Here is a 20,330-nt window from a genome sequence, read left to right as displayed (position 1 = left end):
TATTGATGGTTTATTTAGACTACTGTGCCAATGCCCCGGTTGATCCGCAGGTCCTTGACACTTTTTATAACATTACAAAAAATATCTATGCAAATCCTAACTCCATCCATAAATTAGGTAGAGAGGCAGCCCGCATCCTTGATGAGCATGCGGATCATATCGCCTCTTATTTTAACGTTACCAGAGAGGAACTGATTTTCACCTCTGGAGCGACGGAATCGAATAACCTCGCCATTAAAGGTATTTGTGAACGTTACCGCAATCGCGGCAAACATATCATTATTGGGGCGATGGAACATAATTCTCTCGTTTCATCGGCGATGCGTATGCAGGAAATGGGCTTTGAAGTGGAGTTAGCCCCGATCGATCAGGATGGTCACGTTGACTTAGAAGAGCTAGAATGGATGATTCGTGATGATACGATTCTCGTTGCCATTGCGGCGGTTGATAGCGAACTCGGCATCGTTCAGGATATTCCGGCAATCGGCAGCCTTCTCGCGAAGTATCCGCAGCTTTATTATCATGTCGATGCTTCCCAGGCAATCGGGAAGGTTGATCTTGATTACTCGTTATGTGATCTGATCACTTTTACCCCTCATAAATTTGGCGGCATCATCGGCACCGGTGTCTTAGTGAAGCGCAAAGATGTATCTTTAAAGATCCAGATGGATGGCGGAAAATCCACTTCCATCTATCGCAGCGGTACCCCGATGTTAGCGAATGTCGTCGCTTGTGATGAAGCGTTAACCATTGCCATGGCGCATCAAAAAGAGCGTGAATCCTACGTGCACATGCTCCAGCAAAATCTTCTGGACTTTCTCAAAGATTTTCCCGAAGTCCACATTAACAACACTAAGTATTCGGATGCTTATGTGGTCAACTTCTCAATCTTAGGCGTACGGGCTGAATTATTCAGCGAAGCTTTAGAAGCCCATGAGATTTATCTCTCAACCAAAACGAGCTGTTGCCCGGTCAATGCCCCTAGTAAGATTGTCTTTGCCTTAACGAAAGATAAGAAGCTCGCTTCCACCTCTTTACGTTTAAGTCTCTCGCATTTAACAACCCCTGAAGAAATTGAAGCCTTCAAGCAGGCATTTGTATTAAGTTTAAAGGAAATCAAAGAAAATGGATAAAATTAAAGAAATCGAAAGAAGTATTATTAAACCTTACCGAAAAGCGATCTGGCGTCCTTTCTGTAAGGCAGTTACAGAATATGAATTAATCCAGGATGGAGATTCCATCATGGTATGTATCTCCGGCGGGAAAGATTCCTTCCTGCTCGCTAAATGTATGCAGGAAATTCAAAGACATGGCAAAGTCAAATTTGACTTACACTTTGTCTGCATGGATCCTGGTTATAATGAATTCAACCGCTCAATGATTGAAGACAACGCGAAAACTTTAGGCATTCCTCTGGAAATCTTCGAAACCGATATTTTCGATTCCGTTGCTGGCGGGGCCTTTAAACAGCCATGTTACTTCTGCGCTAAAATGCGTCGCGGCTATCTCTATAAACATGCCCAGACCATTGGCTGTAATAAGATTGCCTTAGGACATCACTTCGATGATGTCATTGAAACAACCTTATTATCCATGTTCTATGGTTCAGAAGTCAAAACAATGATGCCGAAGCTTCATTCCGACCATTATGCCGGCTTAGAAGTTATTCGCCCATTATTTAAAGTCCGTGAAGAAGCTATTATTAAATGGCGTGAAGCTAATGAGTTAACCTTCATCAACTGTGCCTGCCGTTTCACCGAAGGCTGCAGCTTAATTGATGATGGTTCCTCTAAGCGTAAGGAAATGAAGACCTTAATCAAACGGATGTCAGCGCGTAACCCAAAAGTTGCGGAAAACATCTTTATTGCCATGCACAATGTCAATTTAGACTGCGTTATTGATTATAAAAAAGATGGTGTGAAACATAGTTTCTTAGAAGACTACTATGATCCTGAAAACTATGAAGTCACAGAAGAAATTGAACGTTTTTAAAAGCAGCGAACAATCGCTGCTTTTACTTTTGAATCATAATATAAGCGTGAGGCTTTAAAGCTTCTAAGAAGATTTTCATATCTTCTTTTTCGACGGCAACACAGCCAGCAGTGTTCCCCTCGCCTACGCAATGGAAGAAGATCGCTGTCCCCTTGCCTTTTTCAAAGTAATCATAATTATAACCGATGACCAGCGCTAAAGCATACTGTCGATCCTGATAATCAGCCAAATGTTCATAATCTTTTCCTAGCGGATGATCTGTTTCACACCAGCGATTAGCATACTCTCCCCAGTCATCACCGCCCCAGTAAGAGGTCGGGGTAATGACCTTGGTCGGCATTGCGGTAGAAACTTGTGATAAAGCCTTTTTCTCCCCAAAGGCATACTTAAGTTCAAAAAGGCCGATCGGTGTTGTCCCATCATTAGCAACGCGATGGGCATTTAACCCATGGCGCCCGGCTCGACCATTATGGACAGCGTAAATCTTTCGCCAGGAATCTTTCTTTTCATATAAAACGACATCATAAAGTGGCACGTTTTCTCTTAAATACAATCCATTAGGTGAAACAACGATCACCTGATCCCCTGTGACATCATCAAGATACATGTTTTAAACCATTCCTCTTTAGCGTCAGTTTCTTAATAACATAATGATATTTGGACGCTTTATTTTTAGTGACTTCAAAAGTGGCGGTGCCAAAGACCTTCGTGAACAACATATTTTCACTCACCCGATAGCGATCAGAGGCGAGTTGCTCCACCTTTGTGATCTTCAGCTGCGGTGACACTTCCCCCCAGTCACCTTCCACGACCAGCTGTTTTTCCGTGATCTTTTCGCGACTGCCAAAAACATCCTTCGTAAAGTTTTTGATCATCGCATGATTATCAAGAGCCCCTTGATCATAATCAATGGCGTTTGGATTACGTAAAAGGACAAACATCCGATCTTTCTTCTTATTAAAATTAAAACTCTTCACCGTCTTTATTTTCATTTTTTGCGATGCATAATAAATAGAAAAATCATAAAGACAGCCCGTTAAGCTTTTCAAAGATGAAAGCTCTGTTTTCTTCATCGTTTTGGTAACATCTTGCGCATAAACGGGTGTTACCATAGCGAACATTATTATTAATACAATCCATTTTTTCATAAACATCTCCTCATTGGAAAGGCGATACGACTATGTGACGTGTAAAGGATGATAGTATCGCCTTTCATACCTTTATTATAAGCTATTTTGTATCACCTCGCGTAAAAATCGACCCTCGTTTATTTTTTTCTTTGAAAATAATCGTTCGTGAATGGCTCCCTTGATATAATTAAAGAGGAGGTTAACATATGAAACATTTATATTTAATGCGCCATGGCGAAACGCTTTTTAATGTCCGCCATAAAATTCAGGGCTGGTGTGATTCCCCACTGACAGAAAATGGGATCGAGCAGGCCAAAAAAGCCGGTGCTTTGCTTCAAGGTATCCCCTTTGATCATTATTACTCTTCAACAGCTGAGCGCTGCTGTGATACCTTAGAAATTGTCGCGGGAGATGTGCCTTATCAGCGCTTAAAAGCTTTAAAAGAAAGAAACTTTGGCCTCTTCGAAGGGGAAAGTGAAGATCTTAACCCCAGCTGGCATGATCCATCATTCACCTATGATGATTTATTCCCGCATTATGGTGGAGAATATCTGCACGATGTCTCAAAACGAATGGTGGAGGCTTTAACCGAAATCATGGAAAAGCCCGATCATCAATATGTCCTGGCCGTCTCGCACGCCGGGGCTTGCTATGGCTTTTGTGAAGGTTTATCCGCACCCATTGATCTTACCCTCAATGGCGGTTTTAAAAACTGCAATATTCTGCATTTTACTTATGATCAGCACACCTTCTCTTTTGTTGAAATTCTTCATATTTAAAAGGACCAGTATATGGTCCTTTTTACTTGGCCTTCCCCTGATTCTTCACCGCCTGCATTTTAGCGGCTAAGGCTTTCTGATCCCCTAAATAATATCTGTTGATGACATGCATATCATCATCAAATTCATAGACAAGCGGGATCGCAGTCGGAATATTCACACCGACAATCTCCTCATCACTCAGGCCATCTAAGTATTTTACTAAAGCGCGTAAACTATTGCCATGGGCCGCCACAAGCACATTTTTCCCTCTTTCAGGTCTTTTAAAATATGTTCCTGATAATAAGGAACAACCCGTTTGATCGTGATCGCTAATGATTCCCCAAGTGGTAAATCCTCTTGAGGAACATGATGATACATGCGTTGCAAACGTGGGCTGCGCGGGTCATCCTCCTTTAATAATGACGGTAAATAACAAAGCCGCGACGCCAGGCGAGCACTTGTTCTTCCCCGTATTGAGCAGCCGTTTCTGCTTTATTTAAACCTTGTAAAACGCCATAATGACGTTCATTAAGCTGCCAGGCTTTGATCACCGGAAGAGCATTTTCACCAAGCGCATCCAAAACATAATTCAAAGTATGAATCGCTCTTTTAAGATAAGAGGTATAAGCGACATCAAAGGTATACCCTGCCTCTTTTAAAAGCTTTCCCCTTCGATCGCTTCTTTCTTGCCCTCTTCACTTAAATCCACATCACTCCACCCGGTAAAGCGGTTTTCTTTATTCCATAAAGATTCTCCATGTCTGATTATACAAAAAGCACCGATCACTCGGTGCTTGAACGTTTATTCTACGCCAATGATAAAAGAATAAACCGGCTGCTTGCCATCGATGACTTCGCATTCACAATCAGCGAAGTGTTCAGCGATGTAAGTCTGCGCTTCTTCTTTTTCTTCTTTTGTGACATCCTGCCCACAGATCAATGTGATGATTTCAGAATCATCATCCACTAATCCTTCTAAGGATTTCTTTAAAGCATCCATTTTACCAGGCACACAGGCTTTAATTTCTTTATTCACTAAAGCCATATATTCATTGGCATGGACTTCAATGCCATCAATATTTGTATCACGCACGGCAAATGTGACCTGACCCGTTTTGACATTCTGCATAGCTTCAGTCATTTCACCAACATTTTCTTCTAATGAAGCTTCTGGGTTAAACATGATACAAGCCGATAAGCCCTGAGGAATTGATTTTGTTGGAATGACAATAACATCAATTTCCCCTTCTAAAACGCTGGCAGCGGTCTGCGCGGTCATAACGATATTGCCATTGTTTGGTAAAACGATGACATGTTTAGCATTGATTTTGCGAATGGCAGCCACTAAATCTTCCGTTGCTGGGTTCATTGTCTGGCCGCCGGCAACGACATAGTCACAGTGTAAAGATAAGAACTGATCTTTAATCCCATCACCAGCAGCGACGGCAATCACACCAACGTCTTTAGGAGGTGCTTTTTCTTCTAAGTCAACTTTCTTTACATCTTCATCTTTAACCTGAGGATTTTCAATCTCTACTGATAAAAATTCTCCAAAACGCTGCGCGATGTTTAAAGCATGCCCTGGTTTTTTAGAATACAGTTTACATCTGACGATGTCTTCATCCTGCACGATGGTAATACGTTCGCCAGGAATACGGGTTAATTCGTTCTGGAAGTTTTCGACATTGAATGCTTTTTCTTTGCCTTCTTCCACTTTTAACATAAATTCAATACGGTAACCGTAATCTTTCTTTTCTACGGTGCCAGCAGCCTTTTCCGCTGCTTCTTCTTTAGCTTTTTCCGCATTGACATTAACACGTTCAATCTTTTCTCCAACGATCGCTGACATAAAGCCCGTTAATACCAGCACTAACCCAGCTCCGCCGGAATCGACGACGCCGACTTCTTTTAATACCGGTAATAATTCAGGGGTACGATCTAAGGATTCACTAGCTGCTTTAACGAAGTATGAGAAATAATCTTCGATTTCCATATCTTCCGTGACATAAGCACTCGCTGCTTCCGAAGATTCACGAATAACCGTTAAGATCGTCCCTTCGGTTGGTTTCATAACCGCTCGATAAGCGACTTTAGAACCCTGTAAGAAGGCCGCTGCTAAATCACTTGATGAGGCTGTTTCTTTGCCTTTTAAAGATTTTGCGACGCCTCTAAAGATCTGGGAAAGGATGACCCCAGAGTTCCCGCGGGCCCCCATTAACAAACCTTTAGAAAGGGTTTTAGCGATATCACCAACAGCATCACTTTCTAAGCGTTCTACTTCGTTAGCGCCACTTGTGAATGTTAAAGACATGTTTGTCCCCGTATCACCATCTGGTACCGGGAAAACGTTTAAGGCATCAACTTCAGGATGATTATTATGAAGTAATGTTGCTCCCGTGACAATCATTGCTCTGAACATTTTTCCATCAATAAACTTCATTTTAATCCTCCATGATTCGAATGCTCTGGACATAGACATTCACAGCTTCTACCTGAATATCCAAAGTCTTTTCTAACACATATTTTACTTTTTTCTGAACTTCATATACGATTTCAGAGATTTTCACTCCATAACCAACAATGATATAAAGAGAAATAATCGCCCCGCTCTCGCCGTTTTCGACTTTAATCCCTTTAGAATAATTTTCTTTTCTTAAAAGGTCATAGATCCCATCAATCATTTTCTGGCTAGCCATACCAACTACACCGTAACATTCAGTCGCTGCGCCACCGCAAATGGTAGCGATGACATCATTTGATAAATCTATGTTCCCAAGTTCTGTTGATTTCTGAATCATAGCGTCCTCCTTTATATATTTCTCGTCTTACTATTTCTACGTTATTTCTTTTTTATTATAAAGTAAGACAATTTAAATGTAAATAAAGATTGCAACTTTCCCATAACTTCTTAAAAAAAACAGTTGCAATTATGATATTGTGATGATATGATACTCAAGTATGTTAAAGCTTATAAGGTGGTGAAGAAAATGTCAAGAAAAAGTCAGTTAACTGGAAAAGGACCTTTAACAGGCAACAATCGTTCTCATGCGTTAAATGCTACTAGAAGAAGATGGAATGTCAATCTTCAGAAAGCAACAATCATGGTTAATGGTAAGCCAACAAAAGTTAAGCTTACAGCCAGAGAATTAAGAACATTAAGAAAATCAGCTTAGTTAATTATTTACAGTTGCAACTATAAATAAACGGTATGTCTCACGCGTACCGTTTTTTTATTTGAAAAGACTCACCAGCGGTGAGCCTTCCTTTATGACTTAGCGATGGTAATCACATCACGTAAGTCATCAATTTCATAATCGACATAAGAAGTGTTATTTTTCTGATGATGAGGATTATACCAGATCGTGGTGATCCCCGCCTGACGGCCGCCCTGCATATCCGAGCTTAAAGAATCACCAACAATAAGTGTCGTCTTAGGATCATAATGCGTTGCCTGCTGAACTTGCTTAAAGAACTCTTTACTTGGTTTATCATAGCCAAGATCTTCTGAGATAAATAAATCCTTCATATATTTCATCAGATCACTTTTTTCCAGTTTATGAATCTGAGCGATATGCGTCCCATTAGAAACGACATACTGATCATAATGCGTCTCTAATGCCTGCAAGGTTTCATGAACGTAATTTTCTTCAAAAACATTCGTTCCTAAAGCTAACTGATAGAAATCATTCATCTCATCCGTATTGACGCGAGGATGCTTAATAGCATCAAAGAAATCATCAAAACGCTGCGTTAAAACAGTATGACGATCATAAATGCCCTGCTCTAAACCATTCCAGTAAGAGCGATTGATCTTTTTATAAAGAGCCATCTTCTCTTCATCTAAGATGACATCATAACGTGCAAATAACTGCTTGAGAGAGACATCTTCAGACTTTTCAAAATTGAGTAAAGTGGCGTCAACATCCCATAAAATTGTTTTATACATAGCTTCTCCTTTAAAATATCTTAATTGCCATCAATAGTAACATGATTCCGACCGCTAAGGCAACGAGTCCATGAATAAAATAACTTGCCGGATTGAGGCATAATGCTTTTCCCCGTAAATAAAGCGTGCGTTCCCCTTGATACTTTGGTAAATCTAATGGGGATACATCAAAGTGACTCGTCATCAGCACACCATTTACCTGATAGCGGGGATAATGTTTCTTTCCTTTGGTAATACAGTCATAATATATGCCTGTCACCTCTTCACGAAAGCGAAAAGGAATACTGAGATCTTTGATACCAAAGATGATAAAAAGCAAACTGATGAAAATCATCAAAATCATTGCTATCATTTTATTCATAAGCTTCTCCTAATATTGCCAGACCTTTTTGAAATAAAGGCTGATTGTTAAGGACGATAATCATCAATGATGAACGCACCCTGGTAATCCCCTGATAGAGGACATAGAGAGAATGTTCATCATCACGACGTAAACGTCCTTCTTCATCATAATAGTAATGTTCATCTAATGTCACAACGACTTTTTCAAAATCTTTGCCAATAATATCTTCCTGGGTAATGATATTCTTCTCTTCATCATAGAAATAGTGATCTTCTAAATGATCACCGCTGATCTCGACATAGCCAAGAGAACTTAAATAACGGGTATAGCTTTGGGCATCATTACGCGCTGTCATATGGACCATATGCACAGGAGAATAATTCAATGTATGATTATAACGTTTCTGATCAAACAAAGCGGAAATAAAGTTAGCCATCACTTTATTGGTGCGGATGCGATGCGTTAAGTTAAAGCTATGGAGTTCGCCATTATCTTCTAAGAAGGTAAAATCCTGTTTGAGATCACTGAAATAGCCATGAGGATCATAGGCAAAGATACCAATGATGCCTTTTTGGTTGAGAGTATTAATTAAATCCAAACGATTCTTATTTGATAAGCGCTGCGCTTCATCGACAATCAGGATCTTCGTCTGTGTGAAAGACATTGTATGGAGCTCATTCAAACAGTAAATCTGATAGCCATCCTGTTTTAATCGGGCAATGCCCTGATTTGCTTTTGCGCAGTGTAAAACGGTAACCTGATGCTCTTTCATTAATAACCGCGCCAAATCATAAAGCAGTAATGTTTTTCCCGTCCCGTAATCCCCGCTGATCGCAAAGAAGTGATAAGTCTCTTCTTCTAAATATTTGACAATCTCATTTTCAATCATCTTTTGCTGATCGGTAAGGAAATACTGGGCTTTTAAAAACTTCTCTGTTTCGACTAACGGATTGACAAGAAAGAGATCAGGTCTAAAAAGCGTATTGAGATCACGTACATGGCGGATACGCTGGCGGGTAATGAGCGTTTCTAAAATACCGGGATCACAGACTTCAACATGGTCATCGCTTAAGCTATAGAGCTGATTTGTTTTGGCGATATAAGTAAAGGAATGAATCGGCGTCTGTAAAAAGGCTAAGTAATAGCGATTTTGTAAAAGCTGTTTGGTTATCTTTTCAATCGTCGCATCATGTTTGAGTTCGACATTGATGATATAATCTTTGCCAATTCTTAGTAAATCAAACTCTTTTGAGATCTGTTCAATCTTAAAATTGTAAAACCAGTTTTCATAAAAGAGATACCCCCGCTTAAAAAGATGACAGAAAGAAGCTAAATCCTCTTCTTCCCAAGGCTTTGTCACTTTACCAAAAGACTGACATTCAATTTTCGCATAAAGGGCAAAATCTTCCTGGGAGGTGGTTTCCCGTGTCTGTAAATGGGCTAATAAGTTGATACTGTGCATGGTCTCACCTTCTTTCTAAACGAAAAGGTGGAATGACTCCACCTTGATCTTATTTCACAGCTTTAATAATCTGTACTGAGCTCTTGCTCTTAGATTTTGAACGCGTTTTTACTTTGAAGCCTTTCCACTGATAAAGACCTTCATAGTAACCAGCTGAGTTACATGAAGCGGACACCTGGCCGCGTTTATAACGACCGATCTTACGTACTAAGGCATTAATTGGTTTGCCAACATACTTTTTAGCGATCTTCTTTTGCTGCTTGGCAGATAACTTTTTGGCTTCGACAACAACAGCTCCTTCATTTTCATAAGTGGCGACAGCTGTCGTTGAGGCAACGGTTAAAGCCATCACCGCTGCTAAACATTTCTTTAATAATGCTTTCATAAATTACTCTCCCTTCGCACTGGTAAAGTGACCCAGCGCCTGTGTTTCCTGATAGTTTTTGCCATTTTGATAGATGACAGATACATTATACTTCTTTCCTGGTGAAAGTGCTAGCTCATCAATGTAATATCCATAACCATCATCCGCATATTTTCCTTTTAAATCTTCACTGGCATGATAGGTTTTATAAATGTACGATTCATCCCCGCTATACACATGGACATAAGTCGTTGTATCCTTTTTAAGATACTTCGGATTCATATGTCCGCTTAACTTACGATAACCATCCATCGTATAGTTCGCTTCGGTTTTCGCCGAGAAGGTTGAAACATGATCGTTAATCTTCGCTGTTTTAAAAGCACCTTCGTAATCTTTACCTGGCGCAAGCGGCGTATACGTCGATAAGTTCACCAGATTCCGTTCAACCAATTCAATGACCACATCATCCGCATTGACATCATCACTGTAAGCCTGCGTTAATTCATAACGGAATCCCTTTAAGAATAAACCATTATGATACTCTTCCGCCATAAATGGCGTTAAGGTATTACCAAAGGAATCTCTAAACATTAACAAAGATCCTTTTTTGCTTTTATTTTTGGTCTGATAAATATCATCAGTAGTGGCACTGCGATCTTTGTCATCAATACGTTTATAAGTGAAAGGCCGTTTATAATAGACTTGCGCTTCGCGCCCTTTAAAAGCGGGATAAAGCATCTTATAAAGGTCCCCCTGCATATCATGACGAATATCGTACTTAAGCCGGGCAAAGTTCGTATGCTGCTTATGCATCGCTGTTAATAACTTGTTTTGTACCAAGGCTGCGCCCTTGTTGTTCCAATGGGAATCCGTTTTCTGATAAAGCACTTCTTTACGCTTATGAAAAATAGAATAGAGATCCACATAATGCACATTGGAATGTTTTAATGCTTGCTTTAAGCGCGTCGCATTACGACTGCCTGGCTGAATCTTATAGCCGCTAGGCATATACTGCCCATAGAGAGAATTCTTATTGGGGGCAATGGTAAATGTAAAGTTTACATCATCCTTGTCTTTTAACGTCTCCTGCATCAGCTTTAAGTTATAGACGGCGTTGGCAATCTGATGATCATTCATCGTTTTCTTGCCTTCATAATCATCTAAGGTTGTGCCATAGAAAAGATAATCCTCTTTCCCTTCAATCACATTTGCCTGGGCACTGGTATGGGTTAGCTTACTCATAAGGGTTGCATTAGCCGTCACAAACTGCTGACGGAAGGCAAACTTCTTAGAAAAGAAGTCCCCTAACTGAGTAAAGTAATCACTATTAAAGTGATGATCTTCAAACATGAGCGGCATGCTGACATCACTCGCATCACTTTCTGCGGCCTGAAAGCCAAAGAAAGGCATGAGGGCAAAAGGCGTGATCGCTAAGGTAAAAAAGGCTGTAATAAATAATACTTTATAGATCTTCTTCATAAGCCCTCCTAGAACTGGAAATAAATAAATGGATTGAATGAAGCATTGGCGATATTTAAAATGCATAAAATAAATAAGCCATAAGCGGCGACATAACTTACCGCATTGAAAGCGACGTTCTTTTCTAACTGTGGTTTAACGATATCGATAAGCGGCGTACTAGCAATGATCGCAATGACAAATAAGGCCATATGCCATGGTGTTAAGACACTGACTAACGCATTATAAGCATTGACATTCCCGCGGCTATAGACAAACATATGACGAATCATTTCGCCGGCTTGGGTCATTGACGTGGAATTAAATAAGACAAAGGCCACAATAACGATAAGCATCGTATACAGCCAGCCTAACCATTTATGTTTCTTGGTAAACTTCGTGAGGCCGCTTGCATCTTCAGCCATGATCGCTAAACCATGAATCATCCCCCAAATGACATATGTCCAGGCAGCGCCATGCCATAAGCCAGTACAGAAGAAGACGATCAGTTTATTGATATATGTCCGTCCTTTTCCTTTACGGTTACCGCCTAAAGGAATATACAGATATTCCTTAAACCAGGTGGATAAGGAAATATGCCAGCGACGCCAGAACTCACGAATACTCGTAGAAATATAAGGATGATTAAAGTTTTCTAAGAACGTAAAACCAAACATATGGCCTAAACCGATCGCCATATCCGAATACCCACTGAAATCAAAATAGATTTGTAAGGTATAACAGAGAGCCCCAGCCCAAGCGGTCGCAAATGACATATCGCCATATTTTAAGCCAAACATTGCCGTCGCTACTTCCCCCATCGCATTCGCTAAAAATAACTTCTTTGATAAACCAACGATAAAACGACGGATCCCTTGCGATACTTCCGATAAGGTCTGATGACGATTATTAATATACATCACGACATCGTGATACTTAACGATTGGTCCAGCAATCAGCTGCGGGAAAAACGAGATATATAATAAGACATCAAAATAGTTTTTCGATAATAAAGAATGATCACGATCCACATCAATCACATAAGATAAGATCTGGAAGGTAAAAAATGAGATACCAATTGGCAAAGTAATGTGGGGATTAGGGATTCCTAAATGGGCTACGGCATTGATATTTTCAATAATGAACCCAGTATATTTGAAGACCCCAATCATCGCTAAGTCAAAGATTACCGCTAAGCTCACAAAGAGCTTACGATGATCATTATAGGCTACTAATAAACGCGCTAAAACATAATTGACAAAGACCGACCCAATCATTACAAAGACAAAGACCGGTTCTCCATATCCATAGAAGATCAGACTGGCAATAATAAGTAAAGCATTTTTTACCTTAAGATGCGGAATGATCGTATAAAGGATAAAGAGGACAGGCAAAAATATAAAGAGGAACGGTGCTGAACTGAAAACCATGGAGCCACCTACTTATGACGTCCAAGTTCCTGATAAACGAAACTGTTCACATCGGTATTTTCCGTTGGTAAAACATAATGCCCATTAACATCAACAGGAACATTTGTCTCACGCGCTAAACGATAGAAGTTATCAGAGACATTGACATATTCCTGCATGAAATACTGCGCGGTCTGAGAATTATAATGACCGCCGCGATCATCAAAGACACCATCTAAGATATAGTCTTTATTGGCTTTATTGTCATGAACAATTGTATAAGCATGAGTTGTCAAATCCGTCTGTTCTAAGTTTTGTTTACCATTGATCGCATAAACACTATACCCATTACGATTATAACCAACCGCTTTGGCTGCTAAAGTCGTCATCGCCGCATAGTCCCAGCATTTGCCCTGATAATTATTGTCATTGACTAATTCATCAGCCACATTATTGTACCAGCCATTTTTATAGCTTGGTTCAAAGCTCCAGCCGCCATAGGACATTTTCTTCATCAGATAGTCATAAGCAATCTTTAAGTTTTTCTCGCGACTATTAGTATTTTTGTAAGATGATTTGACCAAGGTCTCTAAAATCGCCGCATTGCCTTTTTTATTCCCTACTGAATAGAAGATCTTTCCCTTCTGCAGGGGTGCTTTGCCATTTTTAGCCTTCTTGAAGTAATAAACTTTCTTGCCGATTGTCTGCATGCCGCTTGCCATCTTGCCGTTTTTCGCAAAATAGTAAGTCTGGCCGCTGATCTTCTGTAAGCCCGTTACTTTCTTCTTCTTTTTATAATAGTAATAACTGTTGCCAACTTTCTGAAAGCCGTTGACCTTTTTGGCTTTCGCATAAACTGGTGACATCGATAACGTCATCATCACCGCTAATGCGCCTAATGTAAAAGATTTCATAAATTTCCTCCTCGTTTATTTTTCGCTCACTGATAAAAAGATTTCTTCACTGCCATCATATGGAATAACGGTCGCTACCTTAATATGATCATACGTATAAAGCATTTCTGTCCCGGCGATACCGCTGCAGCCAGGGCCCATATCTTTACTTTCTTTTGCTTCCCCAAGTAATGCTTTTACCTGTGCAAATGGCTTTTTATAAGCAAAGAGCGCCTGCAGCTTTTTCGCTGCTTCTTTGGTTGTCGTATGGTTCTTATTAAAGTAATAGATCTTATTATTAATGACGTAATAACCTGTTATTGGCTTATTGCCAGTATCAAAGCCGTAAATCGTTTCGCCTTTAGTGTAGTAATAAGTTTGCCCTTTCTTAGCCATCTGAATATTGAGCTTATTACCATTTTGTTTAGCATAACTATAAGTTTTCCGACCAATAAAAGCTGCCCGATAGCTGCCTGCGCCGTAAACCCCACGCATCCAGCCGGCAAACGTCGCTTCCGGATCGTACCATTTCCCATTGATCTTTAAACAGGCATGACGAGTAAACCCATCACGCGCATGGTCACGTGATCCATGGACGCGGCCGCAGACAATTTCCGGATTATAACCAATGACATAGCACATGGCCGAAAACGTACATGCAAAGCCATAACAGTTGCCTTTATGATGATCTAACATCCATAACGCATAATCCTTTGCCCAGGATTTAGTGCTTAAATTCGGATATTTCATAAAGTAACTAAAGTTAGCATGTGAGGTTAAATAATTCCATAAAGCCTGTCGCTTAGCGCTAGCGCTTGCTTCTAGCAGCCCTTTACGCTTGAGAATATTCAAGACCTTCACAAAGATCTGTGATTCTTCATTATTAACCGCTACCCCACTAGCGAGTAATTTGACATTACGTGACGTGGTATTCGTTAAGGCGCGATTACCTTTCCCAGAAAAATTATAGAGCTTATTACCGAGAACGTTCCAGCCATGGAACGTCGCGCCATCTTTTTTCACGTAATAAATACCCTTATCGGCATGAACCAGCTTCGCTTTCCCGCGATAGATTTTTCCTTCATTATCAAAATAGCGATAGGTGCTGCCGACTTTGTACACCCCATTCGCTTTTTTCGTATCCTGCATAAAGGATACTTTATCCCCCTTTTGCGCTGCCTGCACGCCGGTTAAAGACATACTCCCGACCATGCACGCACAAACGAGCGTCACCATTAAATGTTTCCTTCTCATAGACTCCCCTTTTTCTCCTTTTCCATTTGGCTTCAACCATAGTCTTAGATTATCACTATTATTTGTCACATTCAAGTTTACGATCCCTAAAAAATATTGATTTTCAAACTAGAAAACCTTTTTTGATTCTTACGTTTCTAAGCTCGCTTTCATGTCTATAATAAGTATTAATCCTATCTTTAAGGCTTTGTTATTTTAATGATTTGAAAAATAGCTGCGATCTTTTTTTCTTGTATTTTTGGTAACTTGACACATGAAATATTTGATTTACAATGCCTTATAGGAGGTATATCATATGAAGGCCCTTACAATAAATATCATTGCCAATTTGCTCGCGATCATGATCTTGATTTCACTCTTTTTTCGAGTGCGCACGCTCACCAGAAACAGCCATGAGCGACAGTTATTTTATCTCTTTTTAGGGACTGATCTCCTATGCTGTCTCATTGCTCCATTTTCAAATACGGGCTTTTTCTTTCTTGGCTCTTTCAACGTTCACTTCCTGCTTTTAGTCAACACATTCCTTTATTTCGGAGATCTCGTCATCGGCATGACCTGGACAATAATCTTATCAATATATTATGATCATAAATATGACTTTGACTCTCTTGCCCTGCCGTGTGTCACGACAATTACCGGGGTCGTATTACTATTAGCAAACATCTTTACGCCATTTTTATTTGAAATAAACAACGCCCTTGTTTATTCCCGTTTAAATGGCTTTGACCTTTTTATTTCATTATTTCTCGTCTATATCATATGGGTGATCGTCTTTTATATGGATCTTTCTCAAAGGCTCGCCAATATTGATTTTAAAGCCAAGCTTCTCATTGCTTTACCGATCATTATCGGGATGGCAATCCAGGCAATATTTTTACAATATCCGGTAGTCTGGGCTTTCGGCTCCCTCGCTATGTTTATACAAATCAAGCATATGGAAGATTTAAAAAATGATAAGGATCCCGTTACAAACTTCTATAACGACAACTACTTGCAGCGTCATCATAATTATTCAGGTAAAAATGTAACACTTTATACCCTCACTAATAAAGAAAACATTCTCAATACATATGGTCAGGATATCTTTAATGAAGAGCTGAAAATAGCTGCCCTCAACTTTTATCACATGCTTCCTCATCGCGGTCTGTTTTATATCATAAACGATCACTTTATTTTTATCAGCGCCAAAGCAGTGAATCCAAAGCAGCTTAAGCAAATCTCTTCAAAGCTGATTTTTACTCAGGAATCCTTCAAGATCTCCTCAGCCAATGAACTTGAAACCCACATTTCTTCTTAAAGGAGCCGCCCTGCTCCTTTTTTTATTACCATCATAAAACTTGAACAGCTTTACTTTAGGCTCGTTGATAAAAATGTGTAACACATAAAATACGGCAATGAAATGTCTATGAAGAACCAAAGAAATGTAGGACGAACACCTACATTTCTAAATAAACAGATGATTTAAAAATATGCCCTTCACCATGGAATTCCGCTTCTCCATGATATTTATGTGCAATCGATTCCACTGAACTCAGCCCTATGCCAATGCGCGATCCATCCGCCACTTTGCTGGAAACAAAATGACCATCACGTTTTCGCACTTCACCATTGAACGTATTATCCATTGTAAAAATCAGCATATTTCCTTGTACTTTGGCACGCAAAATAATCTTCTTTTCCCCAGATTCCTGTTTATTGCAGGCTTCGATCGCATTTTCAATCATATTTCCGACAATAACAGATAAGTTATTATCGGAAATATGTGGATTATGCGCCGGAATCTGCGTTAAGATATCCATTTCAATATGACTTTTACGACCCTTTTCTACATAATAGGATAATAATGCATTGATAATCTGATTATCACAATATGTCACCGCATTATTCATAGGCATCGAAGCTTTCATATCTTCAACATACTTTTTGATCCCCAGAAAATTCTTTTGATCGACCATTTGTGCTAATGCCACTAAATGATGGCGTAAGTCATGGCGCTGTTCTCGTACCTCTTCGGCATGGGCAATGAGCAGCTCGTTATGATGCTTTTGCGCTTCAATCGCGTTCTCTAACTGAGACATCTCGTTTTCAAGGGCCATAGCCTTTTCTTTCTGAATCATCATATTCTTCCATAGAGACTGTAAAAAGATAATCAAAATGACTACAAAGAGATAAAATCCCATCAGCACAAACATCGTATCAGAAGTACTTCCTGTCAGTCGACGAATGATGGATAAGATCATAAAAACACTTAACGTTAAAGTAGACATAAAGAAAGTCCGGTCATCATTGTGATGATTGCGCATCGTATGATAACCCATAATCACAGCAACCAAAACAAGAGACATAGCCTCTTCAATGATAAAGAAATAAAAACTTGTAGCAAAATCAACGAAACCTGCAAACTGCAAGACCATCGCCGCAATGAACGAAACTTCATTACAGATAGTCACAAAAGGAAGAAGTTTATCTTTACGATTGCCCAGCTGTACAGAAACAAATTTTGTCATTGGTATCATCAGCATAAACATACTCGAGAATGATAACAAGTAGAGCCCATTAACGCTTTGACTAATATAAATAGAAAGGTCATTCATACAATATTGCCACAAACCAGCCAGGGCAATAAGTAATCCAGAATAAAAGATACGTTTAACAGGAGCAATATCATTTAAGAAAAAGAAAGCAAAAAATACTAAAATCACTCCTGTAATCAGAAAAAAGATTGATATGCCACGAGAAAAGCTGTAATTCTGACTAATGTATCTCATCACTTCACCCTGATTGCCAACCGCGCAAGGTTTTAAAGTGAGATGCGAACGACCTTTTAAAGACCAGTATGTCATATGGATATGTATTGTCTTATGTTCGCCATCAAAAGGCAGGGAGACAGTATTCACACTGCAGGCGGGATCTTTCATAAACGAAGGGCGCGTCTTTGGATCCCCATATTCATAAATAAGTTTCCCGTCAGCATATACTTTGACCGGCGCATAAACCGTCTTGACATAAAGCAATTCTCCTGGCTTTCCTCTGACATCAAAATCAATATGCACTTTTGTCCGCGGTTTTAACTGCGTCAATGTTTGCGGTAAAGACATACGTCCCTGTTTCTGTGAATAAGAATAGTTAACACGATGATAGATGCGGACACTATTCATATGTTTTTTCGCACTGCGATCATACATTTGCCCAATCAGAGTTCCTACCACGATAAAGATCACAGCAATCGCCAAAAAGATCCGATTCGGATGTAATTCTTTCAATGTCTTCAAAAGTGTCCCCCCTAATCTCTTACGTTAGAAAATAAGAATTGTTTGAGAACTCGCGCAGCTTCATAAATAGATGCTCTGCGAATATACACATAGTCGCCTTCTTTCATGACAAACATTCGATTTTCTTTATCCAATGAGGCCACCTGGGTGAGATTAACTAAATAACTTTTATGACAGCGATAAAACGGTGGATGCGGAAGATGCTTTTCAAAGTCATCTAATTTCCCTAATGTTTTCACTTTTTTACTGCCCGTCATATTGATAAAGAGATGGTGTCGTGACTGTTCTACAAAAGCAATATCCGACTCCATCAATTCCACATCTTTTCCTTCACTTTTGACAGTAATATGCGGTCTGAGTTTCAGAGCTTCCTGCGCCATTTGCAGTGTCTCATTAAAATCGCTTTGTTGTAACGGTTTCTCCAAATAGCGATTCACACGTAAGCGAAAGCCGTCCGCAAAATGGTCCTTACTTGTCGTCGTAAAAGCAATGGGAACATGCTCATCAATTTCACGAATTTTCGAGACCGTCTCAACGCCATTCATTTGATTCATGTAAATATCCATAAAAATCAGATCATATTTTCCCTGATAGAACTGCTTTAAAAGATCACTGCCATCACAAAAGTAATCCACTTCGTTTTCAACACCCGATTTTTCTAATAGCGTCAGAAAATTCTGATATTCTTTTTCTTCATCTTCGCAAATAGCCAGCTTTAATTTGCGCATGAAATTCACCTTTCCCTTCTATAATATGATATTTTCTGTCATCAAAATGATCATTTACATCCCTTAATATCAATTCAATTCCACTATTGCAAATGATAAATACATTATAGCAACAATGTCACATAAAAGAAAATAAATCCCAGCAAATAATTCTTTTCAAACTTTTATGATTATATCAAAGCACTATCTTCGCATTGTCCCATATTAACAGATTTACGTTCAGTTAAATAGCTTCCAAACATAAGTTAAGCAATGCTTAATATTTCCCAAAGAAAAAACTAGGGAGATATACCCTAGTTCTTTAAATATTTTCCAATAATTATCAGCATAAGGCCGGCAAAACCAAATAGCGCAATATACTTTGTCACATTTGTCGTATCACCAGTTTTTACAGCATGATGAGAAGCCGTTGGACGCGTATTTGTTTTCTTAGTATGGGTGGATGTCTTATTAGATTCATATGAAGGGGTTGAACTTGAAGTCATTGTCCTAGAAGGATTTTTCTGACTTCCACTCATTGTCTGACTCGTACTGTTGGCCTGAGGCGTCGCCGCCTGAGCATGATAAGTAGTCATCTCAGAATTAACGGTATTGATTAAGGAAATATGCGTGGTATCACCATTATTTGTTATTTTCACGCTTGACGTATACCCTTTTATAGCATGTTCAACGATCGCATAATTTTTTTGTGTCGTGCTTGTCCACGATAAAGAGTAGTTGCTGGATTTTTTTAAAGTTAATGTTTTTTCGAATGTTGAACCATTATACAAATCAACTTTAACCGTCTCCGGATAAGAAGATCCACCTGACCAATATTTTGTAAGATCATATTGATATACTTTATTTGATGTTGTCGTTTTCGTATATTTTGACAATTCAACCTGAGTTACATTGGGGATCTGAATAATATAAGGAAGGTAACTATAAGTTGTATAGCCATCTTGATAATTATCTATTAAGATCAGATATATGCCATTTTTTAAATGAGAAATATTTGTCTGATTAGCAGAAGCAATAACATCTATGCCCGATACTTTTGCGGCATATCCTTTAAGGGTATCGGCTGCCGCGCTTAATTCTTCGCTTGTTTTTAAGTGATTAAGATCGACGCTTGTATTCGTTGCATCAGCAAATGCTTCTGTATAAGTATATTGATCTCCTCTCACTTCAGCAATCTGATAGACATGAATATGCATTCCCTTTCTGGTATTTGTCAGCGTGAGCGAGGAAGAAGTGCTTGCATAAGCACCTCTTACACTCATCATCAGCAGCAGTGAAACGATCAGGGAGATCGTACTCAAAACTTTTTTCATATATG

Annotated in this window: 21 protein-coding genes and 1 pseudogene; 5 read left to right on the top strand and 17 right to left on the bottom strand. The window is 39.4% G+C overall.

Annotated elements, in window-relative coordinates; translation table 11 throughout:
* Positions 1–5 precede the first annotated feature (5 nt).
* Together SG0102_RS05580 and SG0102_RS05575 are read left to right on the top strand one after the other, a co-directional pair.
* Positions 6–1,133, top strand: a complete 1,128-nt coding sequence (locus tag SG0102_RS05580) for a cysteine desulfurase family protein (protein WP_125119053.1) — start codon at positions 6–8, stop codon at positions 1,131–1,133.
* Entirely contained in the window at positions 1,126–1,992 is an 867-nt protein-coding gene (locus SG0102_RS05575) for a tRNA 2-thiocytidine biosynthesis TtcA family protein (RefSeq protein ID WP_125119052.1), read from the top strand. Before SG0102_RS05580 ends, SG0102_RS05575 begins: the two co-directional genes overlap by 8 nt.
* A 22-nt stretch (positions 1,993–2,014) precedes the next feature.
* Here the strand turns inward: SG0102_RS05575 and SG0102_RS05570 are convergent, their stop codons facing one another.
* Together SG0102_RS05570 and SG0102_RS05565 are read right to left on the bottom strand one after the other, a co-directional pair.
* Positions 2,015–2,599, bottom strand: a complete 585-nt coding sequence (locus SG0102_RS05570; RefSeq protein ID WP_125119051.1) for a L,D-transpeptidase family protein — start codon at positions 2,597–2,599, stop codon at positions 2,015–2,017.
* Entirely contained in the window at positions 2,589–3,140 is a 552-nt protein-coding gene (locus SG0102_RS05565) for a hypothetical protein (RefSeq protein ID WP_125119050.1), read from the bottom strand. Before SG0102_RS05565 ends, SG0102_RS05570 begins: the two co-directional genes overlap by 11 nt.
* Before the next feature lie 188 nt (positions 3,141–3,328).
* Between SG0102_RS05565 and SG0102_RS05560 the strand changes: the two genes are divergently transcribed.
* Entirely contained in the window at positions 3,329–3,901 is a 573-nt protein-coding gene (locus tag SG0102_RS05560; protein WP_125119049.1) for a histidine phosphatase family protein, read from the top strand.
* Positions 3,902–3,923: 22 nt separating this feature from the next.
* Here the strand turns inward: SG0102_RS05560 and SG0102_RS15905 are convergent, their stop codons facing one another.
* The 4 genes and pseudogenes from SG0102_RS15905 to SG0102_RS05545 all read right to left on the bottom strand — a co-directional run bounded on the left by SG0102_RS15905 (position 3,924) and on the right by SG0102_RS05545 (position 6,681).
* On the bottom strand, positions 3,924–4,217 hold the full coding sequence (locus tag SG0102_RS15905) for a 2,3-bisphosphoglycerate-dependent phosphoglycerate mutase (protein ID WP_331852256.1): 294 nt from the start codon (positions 4,215–4,217) through the stop codon (positions 3,924–3,926).
* 79 nt (positions 4,218–4,296) lie between these two features.
* A pseudogene (locus tag SG0102_RS15900) lies at positions 4,297–4,670 on the bottom strand (2,3-bisphosphoglycerate-dependent phosphoglycerate mutase).
* A 15-nt stretch (positions 4,671–4,685) separates the two neighbouring features.
* The gene (locus tag SG0102_RS05550) at positions 4,686–6,323 is read right to left on the bottom strand and encodes a DAK2 domain-containing protein (protein WP_125119048.1); all 1,638 of its coding nucleotides are present in this window, start codon (positions 6,321–6,323) and stop codon (positions 4,686–4,688) included.
* Between the two features lies 1 nt (position 6,324).
* Positions 6,325–6,681, bottom strand: coding sequence for an Asp23/Gls24 family envelope stress response protein (locus tag SG0102_RS05545; RefSeq protein WP_125119047.1), 357 nt, complete (start codon positions 6,679–6,681; stop codon positions 6,325–6,327).
* A gap of 189 nt (positions 6,682–6,870) precedes the next feature.
* Between SG0102_RS05545 and rpmB the strand changes: the two genes are divergently transcribed.
* Complete coding sequence (gene rpmB / locus SG0102_RS05540) at positions 6,871–7,056, top strand: 50S ribosomal protein L28 (protein WP_125119046.1); 186 nt, start codon at positions 6,871–6,873, stop codon at positions 7,054–7,056.
* A gap of 92 nt (positions 7,057–7,148) precedes the next feature.
* Here the strand turns inward: rpmB and SG0102_RS05535 are convergent, their stop codons facing one another.
* Genes SG0102_RS05535 through SG0102_RS05500 form a run of 8 tightly spaced genes read right to left on the bottom strand, consistent with a single transcriptional unit; the run spans position 7,149 to position 15,012 of the window.
* Positions 7,149–7,829, bottom strand: a complete 681-nt coding sequence (locus SG0102_RS05535; protein ID WP_125119045.1) for a YjjG family noncanonical pyrimidine nucleotidase — start codon at positions 7,827–7,829, stop codon at positions 7,149–7,151.
* Positions 7,830–7,839: 10 nt separating this feature from the next.
* Complete coding sequence (locus tag SG0102_RS05530; protein ID WP_125119044.1) at positions 7,840–8,190, bottom strand: hypothetical protein; 351 nt, start codon at positions 8,188–8,190, stop codon at positions 7,840–7,842.
* Positions 8,183–9,634, bottom strand: a complete 1,452-nt coding sequence (locus SG0102_RS05525; RefSeq protein ID WP_125119043.1) for an AAA family ATPase — start codon at positions 9,632–9,634, stop codon at positions 8,183–8,185. Before SG0102_RS05525 ends, SG0102_RS05530 begins: the two co-directional genes overlap by 8 nt.
* Before the next feature lie 49 nt (positions 9,635–9,683).
* Entirely contained in the window at positions 9,684–10,019 is a 336-nt protein-coding gene (locus tag SG0102_RS05520; protein ID WP_125119042.1) for a hypothetical protein, read from the bottom strand.
* 3 nt (positions 10,020–10,022) lie between these two features.
* On the bottom strand, positions 10,023–11,477 hold the full coding sequence (locus SG0102_RS05515; RefSeq protein WP_157982983.1) for an alginate O-acetyltransferase AlgX-related protein: 1,455 nt from the start codon (positions 11,475–11,477) through the stop codon (positions 10,023–10,025).
* 8 nt (positions 11,478–11,485) lie between these two features.
* On the bottom strand, positions 11,486–12,886 hold the full coding sequence (locus tag SG0102_RS05510) for an MBOAT family O-acyltransferase (protein ID WP_125119040.1): 1,401 nt from the start codon (positions 12,884–12,886) through the stop codon (positions 11,486–11,488).
* An 8-nt stretch (positions 12,887–12,894) separates the two neighbouring features.
* Positions 12,895–13,779 carry a hypothetical protein gene (locus SG0102_RS05505; protein WP_125119039.1) on the bottom strand — a complete coding sequence of 295 codons (885 nt, stop codon included), beginning with the start codon at positions 13,777–13,779 and terminating at the stop codon, positions 12,895–12,897.
* 15 nt (positions 13,780–13,794) lie between these two features.
* Complete coding sequence (locus SG0102_RS05500) at positions 13,795–15,012, bottom strand: transglutaminase domain-containing protein (protein ID WP_125119038.1); 1,218 nt, start codon at positions 15,010–15,012, stop codon at positions 13,795–13,797.
* 295 nt (positions 15,013–15,307) lie between these two features.
* Here SG0102_RS05500 and SG0102_RS05495 point away from each other — a divergent pair, with 295 nt between their 5' ends.
* On the top strand, positions 15,308–16,309 hold the full coding sequence (locus SG0102_RS05495) for a hypothetical protein (protein ID WP_125119037.1): 1,002 nt from the start codon (positions 15,308–15,310) through the stop codon (positions 16,307–16,309).
* A 139-nt stretch (positions 16,310–16,448) separates the two neighbouring features.
* On the opposite strand, the gene SG0102_RS05490 is transcribed toward SG0102_RS05495, so the two are convergent.
* The 3 genes from SG0102_RS05490 to SG0102_RS05480 all read right to left on the bottom strand — a co-directional run bounded on the left by SG0102_RS05490 (position 16,449) and on the right by SG0102_RS05480 (position 20,325).
* On the bottom strand, positions 16,449–18,284 hold the full coding sequence (locus tag SG0102_RS05490) for a sensor histidine kinase (RefSeq protein WP_125119036.1): 1,836 nt from the start codon (positions 18,282–18,284) through the stop codon (positions 16,449–16,451).
* Between the two features lie 11 nt (positions 18,285–18,295).
* Positions 18,296–19,012 carry a LytR/AlgR family response regulator transcription factor gene (locus SG0102_RS05485; RefSeq protein WP_125119035.1) on the bottom strand — a complete coding sequence of 239 codons (717 nt, stop codon included), beginning with the start codon at positions 19,010–19,012 and terminating at the stop codon, positions 18,296–18,298.
* 293 nt (positions 19,013–19,305) lie between these two features.
* Complete coding sequence (locus tag SG0102_RS05480; RefSeq protein WP_125119034.1) at positions 19,306–20,325, bottom strand: Cna B-type domain-containing protein; 1,020 nt, start codon at positions 20,323–20,325, stop codon at positions 19,306–19,308.
* Positions 20,326–20,330: the final 5 nt, after the last annotated feature.

This window comes from Intestinibaculum porci (genome assembly GCF_003925875.1).
GTDB lineage: Bacteria > Bacillota_I > Bacilli_A > Erysipelotrichales > Coprobacillaceae > Intestinibaculum > Intestinibaculum porci.
The sequence above is the reverse complement of the archived record's forward strand: the minus strand, read 5'-3'. Positions and strand labels throughout refer to the sequence as shown.